23 protein-coding genes are annotated in these 25,019 nt (G+C 36.7%); 6 read left to right on the top strand and 17 right to left on the bottom strand.

Annotation, left to right across the window (positions count from 1 at the left end; translation table 11 throughout):
- Positions 1-279 precede the first annotated feature (279 nt).
- From KQI21_RS01040 to fni, 4 genes are all read right to left on the bottom strand, one after another.
- Entirely contained in the window at positions 280-999 is a 720-nt protein-coding gene (locus tag KQI21_RS01040; RefSeq protein WP_216482168.1) for a DsbA family oxidoreductase, read from the bottom strand.
- Between the two features lie 368 nt (positions 1,000-1,367).
- A complete protein-coding gene (locus tag KQI21_RS01035; protein WP_309245487.1) occupies positions 1,368-2,234 on the bottom strand; it encodes an MBL fold metallo-hydrolase in 867 nt (288 codons plus the stop codon).
- A 92-nt stretch (positions 2,235-2,326) separates the two neighbouring features.
- Positions 2,327-2,791 (bottom strand): DUF2188 domain-containing protein, encoded by a 465-nt coding sequence (locus KQI21_RS01030; protein WP_216482167.1) that lies wholly within the window; start codon positions 2,789-2,791, stop codon positions 2,327-2,329.
- A 413-nt stretch (positions 2,792-3,204) separates the two neighbouring features.
- Entirely contained in the window at positions 3,205-4,260 is a 1,056-nt protein-coding gene (gene fni, locus KQI21_RS01025) for a type 2 isopentenyl-diphosphate Delta-isomerase (protein ID WP_216482166.1), read from the bottom strand.
- Between the two features lie 370 nt (positions 4,261-4,630).
- Between fni and KQI21_RS01020 the strand changes: the two genes are divergently transcribed.
- Complete coding sequence (locus KQI21_RS01020; protein ID WP_216482165.1) at positions 4,631-5,179, top strand: HD domain-containing protein; 549 nt, start codon at positions 4,631-4,633, stop codon at positions 5,177-5,179.
- A 100-nt stretch (positions 5,180-5,279) separates the two neighbouring features.
- Here KQI21_RS01020 and KQI21_RS01015 read toward each other — a convergent pair whose 3' ends face one another.
- The 7 genes from KQI21_RS01015 to KQI21_RS00990 form a co-directional block, all read right to left on the bottom strand.
- A complete protein-coding gene (locus tag KQI21_RS01015; RefSeq protein ID WP_216482164.1) occupies positions 5,280-6,104 on the bottom strand; it encodes an aldo/keto reductase in 825 nt (274 codons plus the stop codon).
- 75 nt (positions 6,105-6,179) lie between these two features.
- On the bottom strand, positions 6,180-7,808 hold the full coding sequence (gene abc-f / locus KQI21_RS01010) for a ribosomal protection-like ABC-F family protein (protein ID WP_216482163.1): 1,629 nt from the start codon (positions 7,806-7,808) through the stop codon (positions 6,180-6,182).
- 261 nt (positions 7,809-8,069) lie between these two features.
- Complete coding sequence (locus KQI21_RS16590) at positions 8,070-8,183, bottom strand: RAxF-45 family protein (protein ID WP_373687615.1); 114 nt, start codon at positions 8,181-8,183, stop codon at positions 8,070-8,072.
- A gap of 374 nt (positions 8,184-8,557) precedes the next feature.
- Positions 8,558-9,502 carry an SDR family NAD(P)-dependent oxidoreductase gene (locus tag KQI21_RS01005; protein ID WP_216482162.1) on the bottom strand — a complete coding sequence of 315 codons (945 nt, stop codon included), beginning with the start codon at positions 9,500-9,502 and terminating at the stop codon, positions 8,558-8,560.
- A 101-nt stretch (positions 9,503-9,603) separates the two neighbouring features.
- A complete protein-coding gene (locus KQI21_RS01000) occupies positions 9,604-10,176 on the bottom strand; it encodes a TetR/AcrR family transcriptional regulator (RefSeq protein WP_216482161.1) in 573 nt (190 codons plus the stop codon).
- 537 nt (positions 10,177-10,713) lie between these two features.
- Positions 10,714-11,346: a pentapeptide repeat-containing protein gene (locus KQI21_RS00995; protein WP_216482160.1), complete on the bottom strand. Its 633-nt coding sequence runs from the start codon at positions 11,344-11,346 to the stop codon at positions 10,714-10,716.
- Between the two features lie 355 nt (positions 11,347-11,701).
- Entirely contained in the window at positions 11,702-12,217 is a 516-nt protein-coding gene (locus KQI21_RS00990) for a hypothetical protein (protein ID WP_216482159.1), read from the bottom strand.
- 307 nt (positions 12,218-12,524) lie between these two features.
- Here KQI21_RS00990 and KQI21_RS00985 point away from each other — a divergent pair, with 307 nt between their 5' ends.
- Positions 12,525-14,294 (top strand): methyl-accepting chemotaxis protein, encoded by a 1,770-nt coding sequence (locus KQI21_RS00985; protein WP_216482158.1) that lies wholly within the window; start codon positions 12,525-12,527, stop codon positions 14,292-14,294.
- 530 nt (positions 14,295-14,824) lie between these two features.
- Here KQI21_RS00985 and KQI21_RS00980 read toward each other — a convergent pair.
- Positions 14,825-15,388, bottom strand: a complete 564-nt coding sequence (locus KQI21_RS00980; RefSeq protein ID WP_216482157.1) for a DNA-3-methyladenine glycosylase I — start codon at positions 15,386-15,388, stop codon at positions 14,825-14,827.
- The gene (locus tag KQI21_RS00975; protein WP_216482156.1) at positions 15,388-16,233 is read right to left on the bottom strand and encodes a sulfurtransferase; all 846 of its coding nucleotides are present in this window, start codon (positions 16,231-16,233) and stop codon (positions 15,388-15,390) included. The genes KQI21_RS00980 and KQI21_RS00975 overlap by 1 nt, the downstream gene beginning before the upstream one ends.
- 653 nt (positions 16,234-16,886) lie before the next feature.
- Between KQI21_RS00975 and pepT the strand changes: the two genes are divergently transcribed.
- The gene (gene pepT, locus KQI21_RS00970; RefSeq protein ID WP_216482155.1) at positions 16,887-18,119 is read left to right on the top strand and encodes a peptidase T; all 1,233 of its coding nucleotides are present in this window, start codon (positions 16,887-16,889) and stop codon (positions 18,117-18,119) included.
- 93 nt (positions 18,120-18,212) lie between these two features.
- Here the strand turns inward: pepT and KQI21_RS00965 are convergent, their stop codons facing one another.
- From KQI21_RS00965 to KQI21_RS00955, 3 genes are all read right to left on the bottom strand, one after another.
- Complete coding sequence (locus KQI21_RS00965) at positions 18,213-18,359, bottom strand: hypothetical protein (protein ID WP_216482154.1); 147 nt, start codon at positions 18,357-18,359, stop codon at positions 18,213-18,215.
- 18 nt (positions 18,360-18,377) lie between these two features.
- Complete coding sequence (locus KQI21_RS16585) at positions 18,378-18,542, bottom strand: ATP-binding cassette domain-containing protein (RefSeq protein WP_216482153.1); 165 nt, start codon at positions 18,540-18,542, stop codon at positions 18,378-18,380.
- 223 nt (positions 18,543-18,765) lie between these two features.
- A complete protein-coding gene (locus KQI21_RS00955; RefSeq protein ID WP_216482152.1) occupies positions 18,766-19,302 on the bottom strand; it encodes an HD domain-containing protein in 537 nt (178 codons plus the stop codon).
- A 716-nt stretch (positions 19,303-20,018) separates the two neighbouring features.
- Here KQI21_RS00955 and KQI21_RS00950 point away from each other — a divergent pair.
- The 3 genes from KQI21_RS00950 to KQI21_RS00940 are packed head-to-tail and all read left to right on the top strand — an operon-like array spanning position 20,019 to position 23,588.
- The gene (locus KQI21_RS00950) at positions 20,019-20,771 is read left to right on the top strand and encodes a DeoR/GlpR family DNA-binding transcription regulator (protein ID WP_216482151.1); all 753 of its coding nucleotides are present in this window, start codon (positions 20,019-20,021) and stop codon (positions 20,769-20,771) included.
- Complete coding sequence (pfkB, locus tag KQI21_RS00945; protein WP_216482150.1) at positions 20,768-21,685, top strand: 1-phosphofructokinase; 918 nt, start codon at positions 20,768-20,770, stop codon at positions 21,683-21,685. The genes KQI21_RS00950 and pfkB overlap by 4 nt, the downstream gene beginning before the upstream one ends.
- Positions 21,686-21,698: 13 nt before the next feature.
- Complete coding sequence (locus tag KQI21_RS00940) at positions 21,699-23,588, top strand: PTS fructose transporter subunit IIABC (protein WP_216482149.1); 1,890 nt, start codon at positions 21,699-21,701, stop codon at positions 23,586-23,588.
- Positions 23,589-23,895: 307 nt separating this feature from the next.
- Here KQI21_RS00940 and KQI21_RS00935 read toward each other — a convergent pair whose 3' ends face one another.
- Positions 23,896-24,762: a fructosamine kinase family protein gene (locus tag KQI21_RS00935; RefSeq protein ID WP_216482148.1), complete on the bottom strand. Its 867-nt coding sequence runs from the start codon at positions 24,760-24,762 to the stop codon at positions 23,896-23,898.
- Between the last annotated feature and the right edge of the window lie 257 nt (positions 24,763-25,019).

The raw sequence follows: 25,019 nt of genomic DNA, 5'->3' as shown, positions 1-25,019 counted from the left end.
TAACTGAATGGATATAATAAGCTGGTATATTTAAGCAAAATCTTGAAGTCTTTCAAGTGCGGTGTATATGGGGAAAAAGCTGATGAAAATCCAACTTTTACGTGCCGCTTTATCTGCATTAGAAAAACTTGGCTTGTCTCAAGTCTTTATGGCGAAAGCTATCGTTTTTCTTATACTATAAACCATAAAGTTTTATACTTTCCTATAGTGCAAAAAAGCGGGGACTCTTTTTTATGACAAGAGTACCCGCATTTAGTAACTGTATTATATATAGAGTATTTAGTTATCAATCTCACAGCCTTCATCGGTACAATAAGTTGTTTTAGAAGCTTTTGGATGTAATGATTTCAACTGATGATTTTGCTGTTCTTCCTGCCAAACTTGTTCAAGTGCCTCCACAAACACTTCTGTTGGCTGTGCTCCAGAAAGAGCATATTTTTCATTAAATACAAAGAAAGGAACACCTTGTACACCAATTTGTCGCGCTTGTTCCTGATCATCTCTTACCTCTTTTGCATAAACCTCATTCTTTAAGATAGATGCAACTTCAGCTTGATCAAGGCCTACTTCAGCAGCTAATCCCTGCAATACTTCATAATCACTTATCAATTGAGAGTCGGTAAAGAAAGCGTGCATTAGCTTTTCTGCCATTTCATTGCCCTTTCCTTGTCGTTCAGCATATTTGGCTATACGATGTGCTGCAAACGTGTTTGTGTGCTGCATCGAATCAAAGTGATAGGTTAACCCTACTTCTTTTGCTTGCATTTCTATATTTTTAGTCATCTGTCTTACTTGCTCTATCGGCATTCCTTTGATTTTTGAAAGATATTCTTGCATATTTTGATTTGGTTTTGTTTCTGCATTCGGATCTAATTGATAGCTTTTAAATTCCAAAGTTACTTCGTCTTGATGTTTAAATGTTTCCAGAGATTGTTCTAGTCTTCTTTTACCAATGTAACAAAACGGACATACAAAATCAGACCATATTTCAATTTTCATTGCTACACCTCATTTCTTCACCCTATTTTAGCATAGCTACTCAAGTGTTAAGAAGTAACGTGCTTATAGAGGAGGTTTAAAAAGTTAGTAAAACGCCACACCTGAACTTCATCATACATTGAATAGCCAAAATTTCAGCTTAGAAGTTAAAGAATGTTCGTGGTTCCTGTTTCATATTGTATACTTGGTGAACGGCAGGATAAAATTTGTAGTATCGACGTTGCAACAGGGACAAGGCTACGGCAACGATACTCGCAGTTTTTCAAGGACAGAGTATGCTTCGACAACACTACACCGCACGAGAAAAAGCGATTTTCTTTTTCAAGGACGTCAATTAGTCGACCATGATCTATTTATCGTCTTTTTTATTAGTGGTAGGAAGGCTTATCTTGATCGATATATCTCCCATAGTCTGGTACGGCAAAATCGGAAAAATGATTGACTAGTTTTTGCAATCCTTTTTCCAGTTTTTCCCCTTTCATTGAAACTCCATGCCCAGGAATGACGATATCCGGTTTCAATTTAGCTAGTTTTTCAACGGATTTACGTGCTTCTTTCCAATCGGTAGTAAAATATCTTGGTGGTCCATTTACCTCTGGTGTTTGCATGAGTACACGATAGAAAGAGTCTTGACGAACTGTGATAAATGCATCTCCTGAAAATAGTAAACGGTCACTTTCTCGATAAAATGAAACATGACCTGGGGTATGTCCGGGAGTATGAATCCATTTCCAACCGTCTAAATACGGAACTTGTTGATCTTCTGGCAGTGGCTGTACAGCATCTCCTAAATTAATTGGTTCATTTGGATACATGCCTGCTATTTTCGCTAATAAGCCCCCTTCTACATCAGAATCTGGCTTCGGATAACTTTTTTCACCACGTAAATAAGGCAACTCGTCGGGATGTGCATAAATTGGAACTTCCCACTCTGCTAGTAAATCAGCTAAACCGCCTACATGATCAAAATGTGCATGTGTTAATAAGATAGCAGCTGGTTTACTGCCTTTACCAAAGTGGTCAACAACTACTGACTTAATTTCAGCGGCTGCGTTTGGTAATCCAGCATCAATAAGCACCCAATCTCCCGCATCTGAGTGGCCGACAAAACCGATATTCACCATTTGATCGGTATAATAATATACATCTGCTTTAACCTCTACGCCACCACCGCTTGTAATGGATGTCATCGGAATAACTGTATCGTGTTCTTTTTGATGAAAATCTTGTTCCACAAGAAACCCTCCTTTATAATATTGCTTTTAGTATTTGCCGAGCCCCAAAAAATAACCACTCTTTATACAGAGTGGCTATTTTTCAATACCTCTTATTCATTAGCTGCTTTATAGGAGTATTGGTCTTGAATCGTTCCGTCTTCGCGATGAATGATTAAATAGGTACCTTTGTTTTTTGCGATTTCACGTCCTCGTTTAATTGCTTCTTCCTTTGCTTGAAAAACATTACTTGGCTTTTTGGCTTCACTTGAGCGTACGGCCCATCCATCCTCATGAGAAATAATATGCTCTCCTTCTTCTAAGCGCTCTTGATTATTTTCATACTGTTTTCCTTCCTTTGAACGCTGGGTTGGTTTTCCATATTTCTTATATTCATTCACTTCTTGATTACTTGCATTTTTTCTCCATTCCTTGGCCTGCTCAATTGCAATTGGGATTGCCCTGCTTTCATCATAACCTTCATCAACCATTGAATTAGCAATATCAATTGCTTTTTTTCTCGTTCCTTCATTTAGATTTTTCATTGATGATGGATAATCCTGTAATGTCCAAGTCATGAAAATCCTCCCAAAAGTAGATTTGTTTACTAGTTACCCGTTCAACTAATCTCCAAACACGCTTTTTAAAGGGATTTATAGTAAAAAGATAGAAAATTGGATAGTGTCTTGTGAAAGACTATTTATTAATGGCATCTGCCTCATCAAAGTAAAAAAATGTTTAAAGCAAAGAAATACGGGTCCTTATATACGGGATAAAGAAAACATGCCTCTACAACAGGAGGATACCACATTGGCGGCAAACCCGCTTTTAGACGGCCTTCTTTTAGATTCAAGTCGATCTTGACTTACCGCAGAAAGGAGATCGAAGTTTGCTCAGTTTGAGCGCATGAACTAAACGAAGCTACTTTCAAAATGATATCCACCATGTAAGTTACCTAAAATAGTAAAAAACAGCTAATGCTTTATAAGCACTAACTGTTTTCTTCTAATAAGGAGCGTCCCATGATAGATACACGTCTTGTGTTCTGCAATTCTTTCAATGAAGCTGCTCCGATTCCAAACATCGCCATTTTCAGTTCGAGTTCTATTTGATCCATATTGTGAATAACGGCTTCAACCGATTCGGTAGCCGCCTGAAGTAACTGTCGTGCAAATCCAATTATATTTGCACCGATGGTGATAGCTTTTGCAGCATCCACCCCAGTTTTCATTCCTCCGCTTGCTACAAGCGGTACATGAGGCAGCTTATTTCTTACAGATACAATACAATCCTTCGTCGGCAACCCCCAATTATTAAACGCTTCTGCAGCAGCTTTTCGAAGGGGGTCTTGTGACCGCAACTTTTCAACTTGGCTCCAAGAAGTTCCACCGGCACCTGCAACATCGATATAAGTAACACCTGCATCATACAACTGCTTCGCTACAACTCCATCAATCCCAAAGCCAACCTCCTTTGCACCAACCGGAACGCTTAAATTACGGCAAATTTGTTCAATTTTAGGTAACAGATCAGAAAAATTCAAATCTCCACCGTCTTGAACTGCTTCTTGCAAGCTGTTTAAGTGTAAGACTAATGAATCTGCTCCCGTCATATCCACGATACGCTGAGCCTCTTCAACACCATAACCGTAATTTAATTGTACTGCTCCAAGGTTTGCTATTAATGGTACGGTTGGAGCTTGCTTACGAATTAAAAAAGAATCTTTATGCGCATCGCTCTCCAGTAATGCCCGAGTTGATCCTAATGCAATAGCCCACCCTTTTTCTTCAGCGGCAGGTGCCAAATTCTGATTAATTTTCGTGGCCAGCTCAGATCCACCTGTCATGGAGCTGACTAAAAACGGGGCTTGAAGCGATTTATTTAAAAAGCTTGTATTTATCTGAATCTCATTGAAATCTAATTCAGGAAGTGCATTATGTATAAAAGAAATGCCCTCTAAGCCTGTTGATTTGTTAACACCTTCTACATTTTCAGTTAAACAAAGTTGTATATGCTCAGTTTTTCTACGGTTGATTCCCTCTTCCATGCTCTAACCTCCCATTTAGACCTTAAGTCTTATCATAACACAACTTATTCTTAATTCTTACTGATACGATTTTAGTTGAATAATAGCATGTGCTTCAGCTAGTTTTATGTGTATAATAATTGGTATACCTTTATTTAATGGGATTTTTTATCACTGGGAAAACGAAGGAAAATCCATAAGGTATTCGAAAAAATCACTTTCTTTAATCGATGTGCTGTTTTTAATTTTATTGTTTGAACGGTTTAGATTTCGTTGTTTATTTTTTTCATATGTCTCACCACTTACGTTATGTTTGATATAAGGATTTGATAACCATTGATTTAGACACAAGCTAATTAACTGGATTTCGTTAAAATCAGGAGGGATTTATATGTTACAAAAAGCGAAGGAATTTGCTACAATGGCTCATCGTGGTCAGAGACGAAAAACTTCTAACCTTCCCTATATTACCCATCCGATCCGTGTTGCCAAAATACTTGAAGAAGCAGGTTGCAGTGTTGAAGTAATTTGTGCAGGCTTTTTACATGATGTCGTGGAAGATACCTGCAATACGATAAAGGATATAGAAGCCCATTTCGGTGAACATATTGCTTCCATTGTTCAAGCACATACCGAAGATAAATCGCTAACGTGGCAAGAACGTAAACAACATACTATATCTCTTGTGAAATCTGCTAATAAAGAAATAAAGCAATTAATTGTTGCGGATAAGCTGGATAACTTATTAAGTATTGAAGAAGATTTAAACACCTATGGAAATGTTGTATGGGATAATTTTAGCGCTCCCTTTGAAAAACAAAAATGGTATTACCAATCCATTGCCGATGTGATGTATCATGATCTTTCAGCAAATGAAATCCCGGCGTATTTTAAGACGTACGAAAAAGCAGTAGCCCGTGTTTTTGGAAATACTAACTAAAACGCATTCGACAGGAATACTTCGAAAAAGCTTATCAATCTTCTAAAAAAATCTGTCTCCATATGGTGATCTACATTAGAGACAGATTTCAATCCAAACATTATCTCATATTCATTTCATTTGGTTCTGGACCAGTTCGTTCATAGCGATCTAACGCTTTAATTGCTTTCATATCCTCTGGAGTTAGCTCAAAATCAAACACAGCAAAATTTTGTTCCATTCTTGACGGAGTAACGGATTTTGGAATCACGATATGATTTGATTGCAAATGCCAACGTAACACTACTTGAGCCGGGGTTCGTTGATATTTTTCTGCAATTTTGGTAATGACTGGATCTTGAAGTACTTTGCCACCTTGCATTAGTGGACTCCAAGCCTCCAAGTAAATATGGTGCTGATCACAAAAATCTTTTAACTCGCTTTGCTGTAAATACGGGTGACACTCTACTTGATTTACTACAGGAACAACTTCACATTCTGCAATAATCCGCTCTAGATGCTCAACATTAAAATTGCACACGCCTATTGCTCTTACTCGGCCATCCTTATAGAGCTTTTCCAAGGCTTGATACGTTTCTACATATTGATCATATTCAGGAGTTGGCCAGTGGATAAGATAGAGATCTACATATGTCAATCCGAGCTTCTCTAAGCTTTCTTCATATGCTTGAAGCGTATTCTCATAACCTTGATCCGTGTTCCACACTTTTGTCGTAATGAACAACTCTTCCCGAGGAACATTACTATTTGCGATTGCCTTTCCTACACCACGCTCATTTTCGTAAATTTTCGCTGTGTCTATCGAACGATAACCTACCTCAATTGCTTTTTCTACTGCTGTTGTGGCCTCTTCATTTGGCACTTGCCAAACTCCAAAACCCAGTTGCGGCATTTTCAATCCATTGTTAAGTGTAATATACTCCATCATTTAGCCCCTTTCCACTAGAATACTTTTATATTATCATAGCTCTTCCTGATTGAAAAAATAAACATATGATAGCTACTCATTACTCCATCGCTGTCTGGCATACGTATAGTTCCCTTCAAAGCGTGTCAGCTGTTTATTATGAAGTAAATAGGTTACTGGAAATAATCGATCTAGAAAATAGCGGTCATGGGATACACAAATGATAGTTCCTGTAAACTGTTCTAGAGCTTCCTCAAGTACTTCCTTAGATTCAATATCAAGATGATTAGTCGGTTCGTCTAAAATAAGTAAGTTGTGATTTTGATAAACTAATTCAGCTAATCGCAGACGCATCTTTTCACCACCACTTAATTGTTCAACCTTCCGAAACACACTTACACCAAAAAACAAAAATTTAGCGAGTATCCCTCTTGCTTCTCCTTCGGTAACTTGGACATGCTCACGAAACTCAGCTAAAACCGTTCGTTTCCCATCCATTTCCTGTAAATGCTGTGATAGAAAGCCAATGGACAAATTACTTCCTAATTGTATGCTACCTTTATCCGGCTTGAGGGTACCTAAAATTAGTTTTAGTAGTGTAGACTTTCCAGTACCGTTTTCTCCAAATATAGCAATTCGCTCTTGAAAGCGAACATGCAAATTTATGTTGTCAAATAATGTTTTATCTTGCATCTTTTTTGATACATTCTTGAGCTTGACGACATCTTTTCCACTACGCGAATGAATTTGAAAATCAACATCGATACGCTTATTTTCTAAAATTGGCCGTTTTAATACCGTTATTCTAGCTAATGCTTTTTCCATGCTTTTCGCGCGTCGATGTAACCCATCATTCGGTGGATTGGCTTGATTGGCCCATTCTTTTAATCGTTTAATGGTTTCCTTCATCTTTTTTATTTTCTTCTGTTGATCCTGGTATTGTTGGAATTCCTGGAGCAAACGTTCATCTCGTTCTTGAACATAGTTTGTATAATTTGTATTATATTTTTGTAAACTCCCTTGATCGAGTTCCAATATGGAAGAAACTGTATCATCGAGAAAATATCGGTCATGCGAAACAATCACAACTGTACCGTTGTAATGTTGAATAAAATCTGTTAGCCATTCAATCGCTCTAAAATCAAGGTGATTGGTAGGCTCATCTAATAAAAGCAGATCAGGGGCAGTTAATAGTAATCGAGCAAGCCCTACCTTTGTTCTTTCACCACCGCTGAGGTTTTTCCACACTTTCGCTCTAAGGCTTTTTATTTGTAGACCATCTATTACACGACGTACACGTGCATCCATTTCATAACCGCCTTGATCTTGAAATTCTTGTTGAATAATGGCATACTTATCAACCAACTTCATCAGCTTTTGGGAATCTGTTTCCTCCGCTAGCCTTTTTTCCAATCGCTCTATCTCAAATTTTAATTGATTGAGTTTAGTAAAAGCTTGTAATAATAATGTCTCCACCGTTATTTCAGGTTCTGCAATAAGAGTTTGTTCCAACAGTCCGATCGTTAAATTCTTTTTCCATGTAATCACTCCTTTAGTTGGTTTTGTTTTATTGGCAAGCAATTGCAATAATGTCGTCTTACCTTCTCCGTTTCTTCCAATAACTCCAATTCGCTCACCTTGAGTTATTTCGATTGTTATATTTTCAAATATAATATTTGCACCGATTATTTGTGTAACCTGTTGTATACTAGAAACTATCATTTTCTCTTCCTCCAAATCAGAAGAGACATTCGCATGCCTTTGGCTCAGGCACCGCCTAGTTGCACTTATAATTTAGAACATTAAAATCTTATATTTTTCTAATGTACATAGAAAAAAGACGTAAGAGGAGATTCCCCTTACGTCTTTCAAATTAGCATAACAAAGTATTAGCATTTTAAAGAATTAGTACTTTAAAGAACCAATAACATATTATATGCTTATCCGATTGCAGGCAGATGTCTCTTACTGGTATTTTTTCCATTATTTTGAAATCACTAAGGGCATACGTATCCCTAGGAACAATTTTCCGGAAAAAATTGCATAACAAATCCAAAGATATGCTTCGAACTTCGTTATGCCACCAGTTTGATTCATCTAACCCACCTCCTTTTTATAATTATAAACAGTTTAACCAAAAACAGATCAACCGTCAAGAACTAATCTGTTTTATCTAGAAGTCAAAAAAGGTATCTGCAAATTGAAATAATGATCCTCTATCTTACAGAATTTATAAGCCTCACTCCCAATTCATTGAAGTGAAGCTTCATTCAATAGGAGTTTTCCTCCATCTCCTACCGAATGAAATAGACCAAGGCTAGAGCTTGGACGCCTGAAAAACCGCGGTGTATTGCTTTCGAAGCTTTTCTTGTCTTGTTAACCCGAACAAATTGTGAATTTAGGTGCGTTATCTCCCACTAAGATTTCTTTTGTATTGCTTTCAACTCTTGAAGCGGGACTCTTACGTTACTTTACATTTTGGAATAAAATTGGTTTTTATAGGCTTCTATCGTAATCTTCAATCCTTCTTTATAAGGGGTCTTCGGTAACGGTCCAATCCATTTTGTATACTTTTCTCCACTTAAAATAACAGGTTGTTCATTTATATACTGCATTTCTACAAATTCTCTCATCTGTCTATCGTATATTCCTAAAAACCTTAGCAGATTTGTAGTTACTATCGATACCTTCTTCTTAAACTCAGTTAATTCACGAATTTGGGTTATCAGTTCGTTACCTGAAATCGGGTGTGATGCTGGTATATTCCAATTTTGACCATAGGCATCATCTCTTAATGATAATTCTACTAATGCCTTTGCTCCATCTAAGGTAAAAAGATGCTCTCTAGCAATAGCCGGATTACCTATAAACCAAGCTCGCTTATTTTGTACGACAGAACGTAGCGTATAATTTAATTGGGTATTTTCTGCATGAGGTCCGTAAAAATCAGGGAAATGCGTAATAACATAAGAAACTCCAGAGTTTTTAATACATTTTTCTGCTTGCAACCGCAGCTTACCCTTTTTAGTATGTGGTTGCTTTACCTGGGTTTCTACTACTAGACTTTCACTTTTACCGTAAGCGTAGATATTATCTACTACAGCCAATTTAGCCTTAGCAATCTTTGCAGCTCGAATGATGTTTTCTGTAAGCGGAACTAATTTGCTCTCCCATTCTGGGTAAGGTAAATTAATAGCATGAAAAATAATATTCTTATGTTTTACTGCTTCTTCTAAATCCCTTTTATTAAAAACATCTCCCGAATAAATTGTAACTTCTGGATACGCAGCAAACAGTTTTTCTAGTTTACTGTTAGATCTAGCAAAGGCTGTTACTTTTATGCCTCTTTTTATTAACTCCATCACTGTGGCGAAACCCATTCCTCCTGAAGCTCCAAGAACTAACGCATTTTTCATCAAATAACCTCCTTTTTATTAACCTATGGTCAATTAAATCCCTAAAAAATTTAGGCACGCATCCAAAGAGCGTTAGCCTAAGTAGTTAAGAACGATAATAGTTAATGCTTTATCCACTGTAAAAGCAGCTCGACATGATGGGCAGCCATTTTTTCCACATCTTTATACTCATTAACATGTCTTAAATAATGTGTTACAAATCCATGTAATGATAAAAACATCGACCATATTGTATTAATCGATAACTTTTTTTCACTCCATAGGGCAACTAAATTAGCAAATTTCTGATAGGTTTTCATCGGCCCCTCAGTTGGAAATATTCGCACCTCGTCATCTTTTATAAGAAACATAATTTCATAGTGACTTTGATGAGTCAATCCAAACTTAATGTAATCCTTCATCAACATGCGAAGCTTTTCTTCTTGAGATAGTTCAAGATATTGTATTGCGCACATCCTTTCTTGAAGAAGTTGGAAATGCTTTTCGACTAATGCATAAAAAAGCTCAGCTTTATTTTTGAAGTGGTAATACAAAGAACCATGACTATAATTTAATTTCGCTGCGATTTGCCTCATTGTAACAAGCTTATATCCTTTCTCAACGAAGAGCTCGTTAGCCGCATCCATTATCATTTCACGAGTAAGTTCTTTAGCCACTGCTTTTCTAGCAGACATAGTAAATCCTCCATTTAATTAACCATTGTTCAATTAATGTTACAATGCTTTTTAATAACTGTCAATTAATTTCTACAAGTAAAATCTATCGATAGTAGCCGGCGGTTTCCTTTTATCCCGGTGAATATGATGTTCCATTAATGGAACCCATAGCGAAAATGTTTGTAAAATATAAAGAAGATAAAAAAGAAGAAATGGCACCTATATTAGTATGCTTTCTGTCATGCCGGCTTACCAAGGGAAACTAATCGAACACAATTTCATTCGTATGGTTGAAGATGAAGCCATAGAGAAAAAATCTTCCAAATTCTTAACTATTCCATTGTTTATTTGTTCATCTTGTAATAGGAAACTAATAATTCCCCTATTACCACTGCAATGACTTTTTTATCCCTACAGGTTGCGTTACGAATCTTTGTCACCTTATAAATTCCTCAATATCAGTTTTGATGATGTGTTCCCCGAAGTTAGGATTATTTTTGAATCCTCTGTATTTCACGCTTTAAGCTTATAACAGAAAATGTTATGTACTTCGGATTACTTAATTTTTAGACCTAATAACGAAGCAAATTGTATCGCTTGAGACGTTGATACTTTACATCCTTTTAAATTCTCTATTGAAACAGTTAAAGAATCAAAATCGCATGAGCTTATATCAATTCCTTTTAATGATGTCTCTTCAAAGCTTGCGCCATTAAGATTGCATGAAAGAAATTCTACTTTTTTGAGTTTACAATCAAAAAGATCAGCGCTTTCTAACGCAGCTTTATCAAAAATCACCTTTTCAAGTTTTGAGTTACCGAACATAACCATATTAAGAATTGATTCCCCAAATCTTGTATTACCGATATAAGACTCTGTTAGGTTGCTGCCTAGCAACTTACAATTAAGAAACTCAACTCGATTCATGGAGGCATTACCCAAATTAGCATTGGATAAATCACAATTCTCAAAGCGCACATCAGTAAGATCAATTCGGCTAAAGTCGGTATTAACAAAGTTGCAGTTTTTGATAACCGTTTGATAAAGTCGTAATCGATCTATGGACTCGTTATTAAATTGAGAATCTGTAACAAGGCACACTTCAAATTCTGGATCTTCTTCATAATAAATATCTGTAAATTTTCTCTCTGTTAGATTTTCAGGGATTTTTGGGGTGTCAATCTTCACTGTATACCTACCTACTTTCAAAGGAATTTAATTCATTTATAAAGTCTCTAGATACAAATATAAAGGAACCTATGTTCTCTTTCAAGACTTGATTTTTATGCATTTTCTGATACATGGAGACAAGACACTCATATTGAGTAGGATTCACCTTATCGGATGGAAGATTCACTATTGTCGTCGATCCTATATGTCCTTTTTTATTCTGCGCCATCAAAGTAATATCCCTAAAAAATTCCATGAATTGTTTTAAATTTGTTACATAGTAGGAGATTGCTTTTACTGAATCTTTTCTTGATTGGTTTACCTTGTAGTTTGCTGAACAGTCTCTACTAACCTATACTCACTCATTAGTAAACTATTGGCTTTGTTGCCAAATAATTTCTCCACACTGCTCCCAATGATCTATTTTTACATCAAAATAATGCTTGGTATAAAAATACGCTAATCGACGGACGTGATCAAAATCGCGCTCGACAATATCGCCAGTAATATACTGTTTATTTTCATCACGAGCTATTTCTTTTAAATGCTCCATTAAAACGGAGCCGAAGCCCTTATTTTTTATTCCTTTGATATCATTAATATGAATGGTCGTCTCTGATTTATACTCTACTTCAATTGCTGAGTCCCACTTTCCGCGATAGGGCTTTGTACATTCATGAAGCATAATTTGAAAGGAATCAGCTTGCCGGTTTGCATACACAACTACCCAATTCTCATCTTTTGTTTGATTAATACTTATAATGGAGGACTTCTTCGCTATAGCCTTTACATTTTCCTGCATACGATACAATTGAATCTCTAACGTATCGAGTTTTTGTTTCAGTTCTTGCTCTCCATCCTTTTCTGTGATGAAAGCAGATTTATACATATTTATCACCTGCAATTTTTATTTTAAAAAGGTTGTTCAAATATGCCTATGTTAGCTCGTTCCCCGTTGTCCATGTGACTCATCCAATACATTTTTTCTCCTTGATCACATACTCAAACACACAGTTTCCCATTCTACATGATTGACGGTAAATGCTACAAATGTAAAAAAATTAGCAATAATCACTTTAACTTTTAGTAATTTAGGCCGATATGTAAAAAAAGCCCTGTTTTTAAGCAAAGGTAATACAACCTACTTTTTGCGATTGCTTTGAATAGAAAAGTTATCTATTTTTTGGGGGGATACCATGAATAAAACAAACGAAAAAAAGCTTGTTTTTAAGAGAAAGGAGGCGAGAATTAATTTGCAGAAAATTCTTTTCAAATGGAGAAATGTCCGGATTAATAAAAAGTATTTATCTATATTCTTTTTTACTATTGCTTTACTAATTACATCAGCCCTTATTGTATATATACAATTAAAAGATGGTCAGCGGGACATTAATACCGTTAATGAATTAAGCAATCAATCCAACCAAATGTCGCAATTAGCTATCCTTATTCAAGCAAAGGATGTACAATCTGCAGATTATTTAGTAACAAAAAACGAGAAATATTTTACCGCCTTTAAAGAATATCAAAAAGACTTCGATGAATTAGCAGCTAAATTAGATAAAACAATCAAGACAAAGGATCAGCGCCTTATTTTTGACGAAATTAAAGTAAAAAATGAATCTATTGATGAGGCGTTTTTAAATCGAATGGTGCCATCCATTGAAGAAGGTAATGTGGAATTAGCAAATACTTTAAGGCATTATTCAACGAGACTGCGAAATGATACGCTAGATCTTGTTAATAGACTATTAGAAAAAATGCAGGAAGAACAGGCAAGCGCTCTAGGTGAAGCACAAACGAGCTCAAATAATAGTGTATACATATTAGCAATTACAAACTTATTAGCATTAGCTATCGGTATTCCCATTATGATTCTCATTAGTCGTGGTATTACGTCTAGGCTGCAGCAGATTGTTCAATTAACCTCAGACGTAGCAGACGGCAATTTAAACACAACAGATATTGAAGTAGAAGGAAAAGATGAAATTGGACAGCTTGCTCAATCGGTTCAGCAAATGAAGGAGCGAATCAGAGAGATTATTCAAAACGTCCAAATTGCAGCGAACTCTGTGGCATCACAAAGTGATCAATTAAATAAATCAGCTAACGAAGTAAAAGAAAGCAATGTGCAAATAGCTGCAACAATGGAGCAGCTAGCAGGTGGTACCGAATCACAGGCAACAAGTGCCAATCAATTGTCGGAAAATATGAATGAATTCGTCGAAAACGTTCAGATCTCCGAAAACAGAGGTATAGAAGTAATGAAAAACGCTAATAACGTACAACAGTTAACAACAGAAAGTACACGATTAATGGAGCGATCTGTCACGCAAATGAATCAGATTGACACTATCGTGGAAAATGCTGTAAATCAAGTAAAAGGACTAGATAGACAATCCGTGCAAATTTCTAAACTAGTAAATGTTATTAAGGATATATCAGACCAGACAAACTTATTGTCGCTTAATGCTGCCATTGAAGCGGCTCGCGCAGGTGAGCATGGCAGAGGCTTTGCAGTTGTAGCTGATGAAGTAAGAAGTTTATCCGAACAAGTTGCTGATTCTGTTGGTGAAATAACATCCATTGTAGAACGGATTCAATCTGAGACAAGTGAAGTGGTTACCTCCCTTCACCGTGGCTATGATGAAGTGAAGACAGGGAAGGAGCAAATTGAGGAAACTGGTGATAACTTCCAACATATGAATGAAGCGATAACGGATATGATTAGTAAAATGAAAGAAATTGCCGTTAAGCTAAAAGAAAATACAGAAAGCAGTGCAATAATGGACAAGCTAATTAAAGAAATTGCTTCCATATCTCAGGAATCTGCTGCAAGCGTTGAGCAAGTAGCTGCATCAACTCAGCAAACATCAAGTACCATGGAGCAGGTTTCCTACAATACACATGAATTAGCAGAATTAGCAGAAAAGCTGAACAAGCAAGTAAACGTCTTTAAACTATAATTAGAAAAACTTGGTTATCGCCAAGTCTTTATGGCGAAAGCTATTGTTTTTCTTATACTATAAAGTGAAACTTCATTCCGTGGAATGCTTTTTACACGGAATGTTAGTTTGAACCAATCGGGCATTTAGGTGCCGTTTTCTCCCACTTTGACCCTTTGTATCAACTAAAGGCTCTTGAAGTGGGAATCTTACGGCACCTTACATGCGGGATAAACCCTAAAATTTTATACTTTCCTATAGTGCAAAAAATCTACCTGTTTGATATCTGAAGAGCACAAGTGTAAGCGCTCGGTTACCGACGTACAAACCGGAGATAAAGTAAAATTTTATTCCGTGAAGCTTTTTCTTTGTTTCCTACTGAAGAAGAAAGACAAAGGCTATAATCAGAACGTCCTTGAAAAAGTAGACCGTCTTTTCTAAGTTCGATGTATCACGGTTTTTTCAAGGACGTTGCCATCTTAGTGAAATTCAGTTCTCTCCCCGTTTCAAGCAAAACAAAATATTTTTACTAAATCGGGGCAACTTATACGTTAAAATTTACCGTATAAAAAACAATCCTTTGTATGGTCATTGACCATTCCTGTAGCTTGCATAAATGCATAACAAATAGTCGGACCAACAAATTGAAAACCACGTCGCTTTAAATCTTTACTCATTTGTTCCGATTCTTTTGTGAATGCAGGTACATCTTCATGCGTTTCCCAATGGTTAATCATCGGCTTTCCACCAACAAACGACCAAATATACGTATGAAAGTTACCAAATTCTTTTTGAATTTCTAAAAAGGATTGAGCATTTTTAACGAATGCATTTATCTTTCTGCGATTTCGAATAATTCCTTCATTTTGCATAAGCTCAGTTATTTTTTTCTCTCTATACTTGCTTATAATATTTGGATCAAATTGATCAAACGCCTTTACATAGTTTTCTCTTCGTTTTAAGATGGTTATCCAGCTTAACCCAGCTTGTGCTCCTTCTAAACATAGCATTTCAAACAGTTTTTGATCATGATACTCTGGTCTTCCCCATTCATAGTCATGGTACTGTATATATACCGGATCATCCGTTACCCATTTACATCGCTTTTTATCCATTATTCCTCTTCACCAACTGCAACTTCATTATCGCCATAGGAAATCCAATCGCTAAAACTTCCGGGATAAAGTTTTACATTTCTATAGCCGAGCGTTTTTAAAGCTAAAATATTAGGACAAGCTGAAATACCTGAACCACAGGAAATAATAATTTCATCATCTTTTATTAAATCAGCAAAATGCTTTTGTAATTCTTCTTCCGATTTCCAGCTCCCGTCTGATCGAAGTACACCTTTCCAAAAGAAGTTTTTTGCTCCTGGTATATGACCGGCTCGTGCATATAATGGCTCCATTTCTCCTAAATAACGTTCTCTCGCACGTGAATCAACCAATACCGCTGTTTTATTTTTTAGTCTCTGCTTCACTTCTTCCATATTAACTGTTTGATTGTTTCTAATCTCTGGACGAAACTCTTTCGCGCTTAACTCCGGTATACGATCCGTCGTTTCATTACCCTCCTCTTTCCAACGAGTATACCCTCCGTCTAAGACACAGACTTTATCATGACCTAAATAATGCAGTAACCACCAAGCTCTTGCAGCAAACATATCATTATTCTCATCATAAATGACAACTGTAGTGTTATGATCAATTCCCATTCTTCCTAATTTCAATGAAAGCGTGTTTACATCTGGTAAAGGATGGTTCCCCCCATGCGTTTCTTTTTTTCCAGACAAATCCTTCTCTATATCTATAAAAATCGCACCGGGAATATGATCTTTCCAATAAGCCTTTCTCCCTGCGTCCGGATCCGTTAAATCAAAACGTACATCCATGATGACCGTATGACCTTGCTTATTATGCAAATAATTTTTCAAGCGATGAATCGAAATGATATAAGACAATTGTTTCCCTCCAATAAAATTTACTGATTAACTACTGCATACTCCCTTGAACGCTTATATTATTTATTTTAAATGAAGTAAAGCTTAATTCCTACCCTTTCTTTTAGAGAAAGTAAACAGAACAGATCAGTACATACTTAAAACAAAAATTCATAAAGCCGGAACAGATTTACGAAAACTTGAAACAAAACAACGATAACTCAGAACAGATTCATTTTAAACTTAAGTTTCACTTAGAAAACGTTTGAAATTAAGTTATAATAAAGGGAGACTTCATTCCGAATGGTTTCCCCACGGAATATTAGCCGAGTTCTTTAGTTAAATATCGATCGTGTGCTGTTTTCATTTCTAGAACTTACACTAGCGAGCAACTGTCAGAATCAGCATACATTTTTTACGTATTAAAAGTATCGTATAAAGTGAAACTTCATCCAGTAGGAGTTTTTATCTCCTACTGAATGTTAGTACCTCAAGGGTATGACCTAAAGGCTCTTGAACGAATCGGGCATTTAGGTGCCGTTTTCCACCACTTAGACCCTTTTTCAGGCTCTTAACGTGGGAGTTTACGGCAACTTACATGCGGGATAAACGATTTAAGAACTGCTTCACCTGTAATATACGATCAATTAAAACGATTAGGAGATGAAAGTAAAATGAAAGAAGCATTGATTGAAAGGTTCACAACTTATGCGAAAATCGATACACAATCTGATGAGAGCAATCAAGCCACCCCTTCAACACCAGGACAGCTTGAACTGTTAAATCTATTAGTAAAAGAACTTCGGGAGATTGGTATGGTGGATGTTACCATTGATGATTATGGTTATGTGATGGCAACGCTTCCCGCAAATACTGATGTAGATATCCCGACAATTGGCTTTTTAGCTCATGTCGATACAGCTACCGACTTCACAGGTAAAAATGTCAATCCACAAATCATCGAAAGTTTTGATGGTAACGATATTGTTTTGAATAAAGATTTAAATATTGTATTGTCTGTGAAAAATTTCCCAGAGCTCGCTACATATAAAGGTCATACATTGATTACTACCGATGGCACAACATTACTTGGCGCTGATGATAAAGCTGGAGTAGCTGAAATTGTAACAGCGATGGACTTTCTGATCAAGCATCCGGAAATAAAGCACGGAAAAATTCGCGTCGGCTTTACCCCAGATGAAGAAATTGGTAGAGGTCCACATAAATTCGATGTAAAACGATTTGGTGCTACCTATGCATATACCATTGATGGTGGACCGCTTGGAGAATTGCAATATGAAAGCTTTAATGCAGCCGCCGCTAAAGTAACATTTACAGGAAATAGTGTACACCCTGGAACAGCAAAAGATAAAATGGTCAACGCCGGGAAAATGGCAGCAGAATTTATCAGTAAATTTCCTGAACAAGAAGCGCCAGAGCATACAGAAGGCTATGAAGGATTTTATCATCTCATTTCTGTAAATGGTGATGTAGAAAATGCTGAAGTAAGCTATATTATTCGTGATTTTGATAAGACCGCTTTTCAAAATAGAAAAGGCACAGTCAAACAATTTGTTAACGAATTAAAAGAAAAATACGGTAATGAAGCAATTAAACTTGAAATGAAAGACCAATATTATAATATGCGGGAAAAAATTGAACCTGTAAAAGAGATTGTAACTATTGCTTATCAGGCGATGAAAAATCTTGATATCGAACCGATTGTTGAACCAATTCGCGGAGGTACAGATGGTTCACAGCTGTCGTACATGGGACTTCCTACTCCAAACATCTTTACAGGCGGAGAAAACTTCCACGGAAAATATGAATATGTTTCTGTAGATAATATGGAAAAAGCTACAAGAACCATCATCGAAATTTGTAAGCTATTTGCCAAGCGAAGCTAATATTTTATAAAGAGACTAACTATATAAAGTCACTACAGCTATTGACTTTTTATATAATTAGTCTCATATCAATTATATAAAATATCTGTACATTTATGCTTTCTGTTTATCTACAGAATCTTTATAATGATGACTCGTACGATACAAATAATTATGGGTTCCATATCCTGTTACTCTTCCATTATCCAAAACTAATATCTTATCGGCACTCTTTACTGTGGATAATCGATACGCAATCATAAATACACCTATTTTATTCTAAGCTAGAGAAATCAATGTATTTTGTAATAGATATTCTGATTCACTATCTAAAATTACCGTAACCTCGTCTAATAAGCTAAATTTTGATTTACGTAATAAAGCTCTAGCAATTGCAATTCTTTGCTTTTGCCCACCGGATAAAAAATTACCAAATTCGCCCACATGCGTATTATATCAATAAGGAAACTTCATGATAAATTTATGGGCATTTGCTTTCTTTGTTGCTTCTATTAACTCTTCCATAGATACCTTCTCTTGTAATCCAATGGGGAAAGTTTGCACTTCCTATTCCCCAATAAAAACTTAAAGCGTTCCGAAGCAATATTGCACATACATATACAATAAACTAGATATATTAAGCTTTTCTATCCAATAGACCAAAAAATCAGACAATCTTCTTTGTCTGATGTTTATTTAACCAATCATCAATTTGCTGATCCAATAAACGAATTCGATCTAAAGCTTCATCATCACAAATGACCTTATTATGATGCTTACCTCCAACTTCCTCATCGGTTTCATCTGCCAGATGAACAACCTGCTGCAACGGTAGTAATTTCAGATCACCTTTTGGTAAATAGGAATCCGTATGAAGCAATATCGCTATCGCTATTTCTTTAGCTGCCTCAGGATCCTCCCCCATCCGAATTAATAATTTATGTGCACGACTTGCTCCTTTAATCGCATGTATATCATTTTTCTTGTATAAATCATAATCCCATTTGCCGTTGCGATACCATGTGTAATGACCGACATCGTGTAATAGTGCAGCTTTTGCAGCGTGATCGGGGTTTACATTATACTCTTTAGCCAACTTGAAAGCATTGTCTGCAACAGCAATAGCATGAGCCATGCCTGATCGTTTTAAATAGCGCTGTGTAATTGGGTGTAAAAATACTGTTTCTAAGGTTACTTTTCTCATTTTTTCTCTCCTTTCCTTACGTATTTATCTAGTTAGTTATTAAAACGTTCGGTCATCTCTCGTTATCGTTCTTACATCTGTAGTATATATTTAGATGAACAGAATCGGACATTTGACTTACAGTTGGGATCCTTCACTTATCTCCTAGGTTTCACCTCAAAGCATGGAAGGGCAGGTCTTACTACCAGTTACATGCGAGATAAATTTATAAAACTATAGCATACATGCTATATAAGATGCAATATAAAGTGAAACTTCATTCCGTAGAACGCTTTTTACACGGAATGTTAGTTGAATGAATCGGGCATTTAGGTGCCGTTTTCTCACACTTAGAGCCTTTTGTACCAAACATGCGGGATAAATTTTCCTAAAATTAAACATTTAATTAAGAATTAACTATATAGAGCCCATTTAGTCGGGAACCATATATACGGTATTTAGGAATAACAAGAGAAGGTTTTCAAGGAAACACCTCAAAACGTATAGGTGGCATAAGTTTAAGTTTCCAAGTAAATTAGTTTCTAGCGACTTTTTGCTCTCCCTCCTACTCCCGTGAAAATCTATTTCTAACTTCCACTAGTGTACATACTTCCACAAAACGGTCACATTCAATCTAAATATCGATTGTTTTTGATTGTTTTTTAACGTTTTTGGTTGATTTACGCAAGTGGTTCGTATATGATAAGGATGAAACCAAGCTTGGAGTGATATATTTTATGTTAACAGCAGAGAGGCATTCTATGATTATACAATTATTAAACGAGAAACATTCTATTAAAATCCAAGATATTGTTAAAGCAACTGCAGCTTCTGAGTCAACGATTCGGCGAGATTTAACAGACCTGGAAGCTCAAGGAAAGCTAGTGCGAATTCACGGAGGTGCTATTTTACCTGAACGAAAACTACAGGAGTTCAGCCTAAAAGAAAAATCAACCAAAAACCTTCACGAAAAAACACAAATTGCACAACTGGCAGCCTGTCTCGTTGATGAAGGGGATTGTTTGTTTATTGATGCAGGAACAACAACACTCCAACTAATTCCTTACTTAAAAGATAAAGATATCGTTGTTGTAACAAATGGGCTTTCTCATGTAGAAGCATTGATTAAATATGGGATACCCACTTACATTACCGGTGGCCATATAAAGGCAAAAACAGGAGCATTAATTGGCGCACAAACCGTCCAATCCATTAGCAACTATCGCTTTGATAAATGCTTTTTAGGCGTTAATGGTTTTCATATAGAGTTAGGATATACGACACCTGACCCTGAAGAGGCAATGGTGAAAAAAACCGCTCACCGTCATGCCTTACAAACATTCGTTCTAGCTGACCATTCAAAGAAAAACAAAGTCAGTTTTGCCAAAATTATTAGCTTACAGGAGGCGGCTTTACTAACCGACAAGCTTTCTTTAGAAGAAATAGAACAATTTGAAAAACAAACAACCTTAAAGGTGGCAGATAAATGATTTACACATGCACAATGACACCATCCGTTGACTACACAACTTATCTTCCCTCCTTTCAAGCAGGAACACTTAATCGAGCAAATCAGGTGAACTATTATCCTGGAGGAAAAGGAATTAATGTATCCAGAGTGCTTAAACGTTTCGGTATTACCTCCACTGCACTTGGGTTTATCGGAGGATTTACCGGAGACTATATTGCTCAAAAACTCGAAGAAGAAGGGATTCTTACAGAGTTTATTCAAACAAATAAAATAACACGAATTAATGTAAAAATCAGGGCATCATCAGCAACAGAATTAAACGGACCAGCACCAATTATTTCGAAAAAACTACAGCAGGAGTTACTAGCCAAAATAAATAGCTTTGAAGAAAATGATTGGTTTGTCTTAGCAGGTAGTATTCCTAGCTCCATCGCTCCTGATTTTTTAGAAGCGATTGCTGAAACATGCAAGCAAACTGGAGTCCGTTTTGTTGTCGATACTTCGGGAAAGGCATTACAACAGCTAATTAAATTAAAACCATATTTGGTTAAACCAAATGAACACGAACTTGGTGAATTGTTCCATACAACAATCACAACAACAGAACAAGCTATCCATTATGGTAAAAAATTAATAGCAGAGGGCATTCAGTATGTCATCATCTCTTTAGGAAGTAAAGGAGCTATTTATATTTCTAATGATATTATTGCAATTGCTGATCCATTACAAGGTGAGGTTATTAATACAGTCGGAGCTGGCGATTCCATGGTCGCTGGTTTTATTGCCGCATGTTCGTCACAAAAAAATAAAATAGACGCTTTTCGTTATGCGGTGGCTGCTGGTAGTGCGACGGCTTTCAGCAATGATTTATGTGAAAAATCGTTGGTTGAATCATTAGTTCAAAATGTAACAATTAGTCCATATTCAAATTAGGAAGTGAGACAGAATGAAAATAACAGAATTACTAAAAGAAGAAACCATTTTACTTGATCTAAAAGCTTCTTCTAAAGAGGAAGCGATCGATGAATTAATTAACCAGCTGGATCGATCCGGACGATTAATGGATAAAGCAGCCTTTCGTGAGGCGATTTTACAACGGGAACAACAAAGCACGACAGGAATTGGCGACGGTATTGCTATCCCTCATGCGAAATCACATGCTGTTAAAACACCAAGTATTGCGTTTGGTCGATCAGCTTCAGGAATTGACTATGACTCCTTAGATGGGAAGCCTGCTCATTTGTTTTTTATGATTGCAGCAAGTGAAGGAGCCAATAATGAACATTTACAAGCATTATCACGGCTATCTACATTGCTTATGGATGAACAGTTTCGTTCTAAACTAGTTAACGCCAGCAATGTAGCGCAAATACTCGAAGCTGTGAATCAGAAGGAAGCAGAATTAGATAAAAGAAAAAGCAAAAAAACGAGACAAGCAGCCAGTAATATATTAGCTGTAACTGGATGTCCAACTGGCATTGCCCATACGTATATGGCTGCAGAAAAACTGTCAGAAACCGCAAAAGAAATGGGTATCTCTATTAAAGTAGAAACAAATGGCTCTGATGGTGTTAAAAATCGTTTAACCGAAGAAGAAATAGAAAAGGCAGATACAATTATCGTTGCTGCTGACACAAAGGTCGAGATGGATCGCTTTGATGGAAAGCCAGTTATTCAAGTTCCTGTGGGAAAAGCGATTCATGAAGCAAAGGATTTATTACAACGAGCCATTCAAAAGGATGCTCCGCTTTACCGGGCAGAACAAACAAAAGACATTTCAAAAGAAAGTGGAATAAAAAATGGTTTTTATAAGCACCTCATGAATGGTGTTTCCAATATGTTGCCATTTGTTGTTGGTGGCGGAATTTTAATTGCTTTATCCTTTTTCTGGGGAATTGAGTCCAATAATCCAGATAGTGAGCAATATAATGCCTTTGCCGCTATGTTAAACGAAATTGGTGGAGGAAAAGCCTTCTTCCTCATGGTTCCTGTACTAGCAGGCTTCATCGCTTCAAGTATCGCTGATCGTCCGGGATTTGCACCTGGTATGGTTGGCGGGTTAATCGCTGTTACCGTTTCTGGCGTAGAAGGAGCTAATGGATCAGGGTTTTTAGGTGGATTAATTGCCGGTTTTCTTGCAGGTTATATTACATTATTCGTAAAAAAATTATTAGCAGGACTGCCGGAAGCATTAAACGGGCTAAAACCTGTACTATTCTATCCATTAATCAGTATCGGAGTAACTGGTCTAATCATGATGACCATCAATCCGCCGCTAACGCAAATTTATACAGCCATTTCTTCTTTCTTGGAAGGTATGAGCGGTACGAACCAGGTACTTGTTGGAGTAATTTTAGGTGCCATGATGGCATTTGATCTCGGAGGTCCAGTTAATAAGGCGGCCTATACGTTTGGTATCGCCATGCTCGATGCCGGTAATTACACATTTATTGCCGCTATTATGGCAGCTGGAATGGTACCACCACTCGGTATGGCACTGGCAACGACACTTTTTAAAAATAAATTTACGAAAACAGAACAGGAAGCAGGAAAAACTTCCTATGTATTAGGTGCTTGTTTTATCACAGAAGGGGTCATTCCATTTGCAGCAGCTGATCCAACCCGCGTTATCCCTTCCGTAATGGTTGGTGCAGCAGTTACCGGCGGACTAAGTATGTTATTTGATATTGGACTGCGCGCTCCTCATGGCGGTTTATTCGTTATTGGCTTAGTTGAAGGCGGCATTACCTCTATCTTTCTCTATTTAACATCGATTATTGTCGGAGCAATTGTTACCGCACTTCTAGCTGGAGTGTTGAAGAAGAAGTTGGTGTAGAACAATGGATAGCAGATAATACAATTTATAATCGAAATCACTACGAAATAAGACGGAACAGTGTCAGCTAAGCTGTTCCGTTTTATCAGAAACCCCATCAATAGCCCTGTTAGTAATAGCAAGGTCCCTCCCATCATTACAACCCAATGAAGTCTATTTCTGATAACGTATCCATATCGCAATTCTGTCATCGTTTGAGCTCTTTTAACAGGTAAAACCATGAAAAATCCAAGTCCCATGCCAACTATGGCAGAAAAAATATGGACAAATACTAAAACATCATAAACAGACATACTCGTTTCCCCCATCAATCCCCAATATAATAATTTACTATTTTATCTACGTCCGCTCCATAGATTTCACCAAATAAATTTAAATGGACAAGTAAGTAATAAAGCTGGTAAAGCGGCTTACAATCCTCATAATAGCGATCGGTTGGATAGTATGCTTCATATGCTTGATAAAAGGCCTCTGAAAAACCGCCAAACACTTCGGTAAACGCTAGATCAAAATGTCTATCTCCATATAGAAAAGACGGATCAATCAGAAAGGGGGCTCCATTCTGTCCAACTATCCAATTGCCGCCCCATAAGTCTCCGTGCAAATAAGAAGGAGAAATATTATTGGGTATCCAACGATCTAATTGAGAAAGTAATTTTTCCAGCTTGCTTCGCCGTTTTCCGTTGATATGATTATTTTCTATTCCTAGCCTTAATTGGGAGCTCAAGCGACGATCTCGATAATATTCTAGCCAGCTTGTATAGTAGCCATTTGGCTGCTGTAATGTTCCAATAAATGTTGGTTCATGAAAGCCATGTTTTTTTCCCTTTGTTTGATGCAGTGCTGCCAAACGTTCACCTAATCGTTTATCTGTTTGTGAATGCTTGCTACCACTAACCCATTCCAGTACAAGAAAGGCTTTCCCTTTTTCATCTGAATAGTTAATTACTTCCGGAACATCAATCGTATTCGTCGATTTGATTAATTGCAGCCCATTTGCTTCAAGTGCAAAGAAACGCTCAGGTGCACTCCGATGATACTTGATAAAATAGCTTCCTTGCTCTGTCTGGGCAACATACGCTTCATTGATTGACCCGCCTGATACTCGTCTCATATTTAATAATCCACTTGATATGCCAGCTTGTTGTAAAGCGTGCCGAAAAAGCTGCTTCATTATAAAGCTACTCCTTTGCTAAAAATATCATGCTAAGCAGTCATTTTAGAAAAACTTGGCTTGTCGCCAAGTCCTTATGGCGAAAGCTATAGTTTTCTTATACTATAAACCATAAAGTTTTATACTTTCCTATAGAATCACTAACGTCGCATTAATTTCGAATGAATATTCAGTTTATATTGTTGGGTTTTAAAATAAAAAATGAAAACATCAAAGCTAAGGTAGTAAACATCCATTTTTTTACTATAGCCTAAGAC

The organism is Virgibacillus proomii (genome assembly GCF_018916875.1).
GTDB classification, from domain to species: Bacteria; Bacillota; Bacilli; order Bacillales; family Amphibacillaceae; genus Virgibacillus; species Virgibacillus proomii_B.
This window is presented reverse-complemented; position numbering and strand designations above follow the sequence as displayed.

What these genes read in the sequence shown, in the direction of transcription:
- abc-f (WP_216482163.1), bottom strand. Translation starts at nt 7,808, where the DNA reads ATGATAGTTTCTAGTATACAACAGGTTACACAAATAATCGGTGCAAAT.
- KQI21_RS01005 (WP_216482162.1), bottom strand. Translation starts at nt 9,502, where the DNA reads ATGAAAAATGCGTTAGTTCTTGGAGCTTCAGGAGGAATGGGTTTCGCC.
- KQI21_RS00950 (WP_216482151.1), top strand. Translation starts at nt 20,019, where the DNA reads ATGTTAACAGCAGAGAGGCATTCTATGATTATACAATTATTAAACGAG.
- KQI21_RS01000 (WP_216482161.1), bottom strand. Translation starts at nt 10,176, where the DNA reads ATGTCTGCTAGAAAAGCAGTGGCTAAAGAACTTACTCGTGAAATGATA.
- KQI21_RS00990 (WP_216482159.1), bottom strand. Translation starts at nt 12,217, where the DNA reads ATGTATAAATCTGCTTTCATCACAGAAAAGGATGGAGAGCAAGAACTG.
- KQI21_RS00935 (WP_216482148.1), bottom strand. Translation starts at nt 24,762, where the DNA reads ATGAAGCAGCTTTTTCGGCACGCTTTACAACAAGCTGGCATATCAAGT.
- KQI21_RS00965 (WP_216482154.1), bottom strand. Translation starts at nt 18,359, where the DNA reads ATGATTGCGTATCGATTATCCACAGTAAAGAGTGCCGATAAGATATTA.
- KQI21_RS00940 (WP_216482149.1), top strand. Translation starts at nt 21,699, where the DNA reads ATGAAAATAACAGAATTACTAAAAGAAGAAACCATTTTACTTGATCTA.
- pepT (WP_216482155.1), top strand. Translation starts at nt 16,887, where the DNA reads ATGAAAGAAGCATTGATTGAAAGGTTCACAACTTATGCGAAAATCGAT.
- KQI21_RS00985 (WP_216482158.1), top strand. Translation starts at nt 12,525, where the DNA reads ATGAATAAAACAAACGAAAAAAAGCTTGTTTTTAAGAGAAAGGAGGCG.
- KQI21_RS00980 (WP_216482157.1), bottom strand. Translation starts at nt 15,388, where the DNA reads ATGGATAAAAAGCGATGTAAATGGGTAACGGATGATCCGGTATATATA.
- pfkB (WP_216482150.1), top strand. Translation starts at nt 20,768, where the DNA reads ATGATTTACACATGCACAATGACACCATCCGTTGACTACACAACTTAT.
- KQI21_RS01030 (WP_216482167.1), bottom strand. Translation starts at nt 2,791, where the DNA reads ATGACTTGGACATTACAGGATTATCCATCATCAATGAAAAATCTAAAT.
- KQI21_RS01020 (WP_216482165.1), top strand. Translation starts at nt 4,631, where the DNA reads ATGTTACAAAAAGCGAAGGAATTTGCTACAATGGCTCATCGTGGTCAG.
- KQI21_RS16590 (WP_373687615.1), bottom strand. Translation starts at nt 8,183, where the DNA reads ATGAATCAAACTGGTGGCATAACGAAGTTCGAAGCATATCTTTGGATT.
- KQI21_RS01015 (WP_216482164.1), bottom strand. Translation starts at nt 6,104, where the DNA reads ATGGAGTATATTACACTTAACAATGGATTGAAAATGCCGCAACTGGGT.
- fni (WP_216482166.1), bottom strand. Translation starts at nt 4,260, where the DNA reads ATGGAAGAGGGAATCAACCGTAGAAAAACTGAGCATATACAACTTTGT.
- KQI21_RS01040 (WP_216482168.1), bottom strand. Translation starts at nt 999, where the DNA reads ATGAAAATTGAAATATGGTCTGATTTTGTATGTCCGTTTTGTTACATT.
- KQI21_RS00955 (WP_216482152.1), bottom strand. Translation starts at nt 19,302, where the DNA reads ATGAGAAAAGTAACCTTAGAAACAGTATTTTTACACCCAATTACACAG.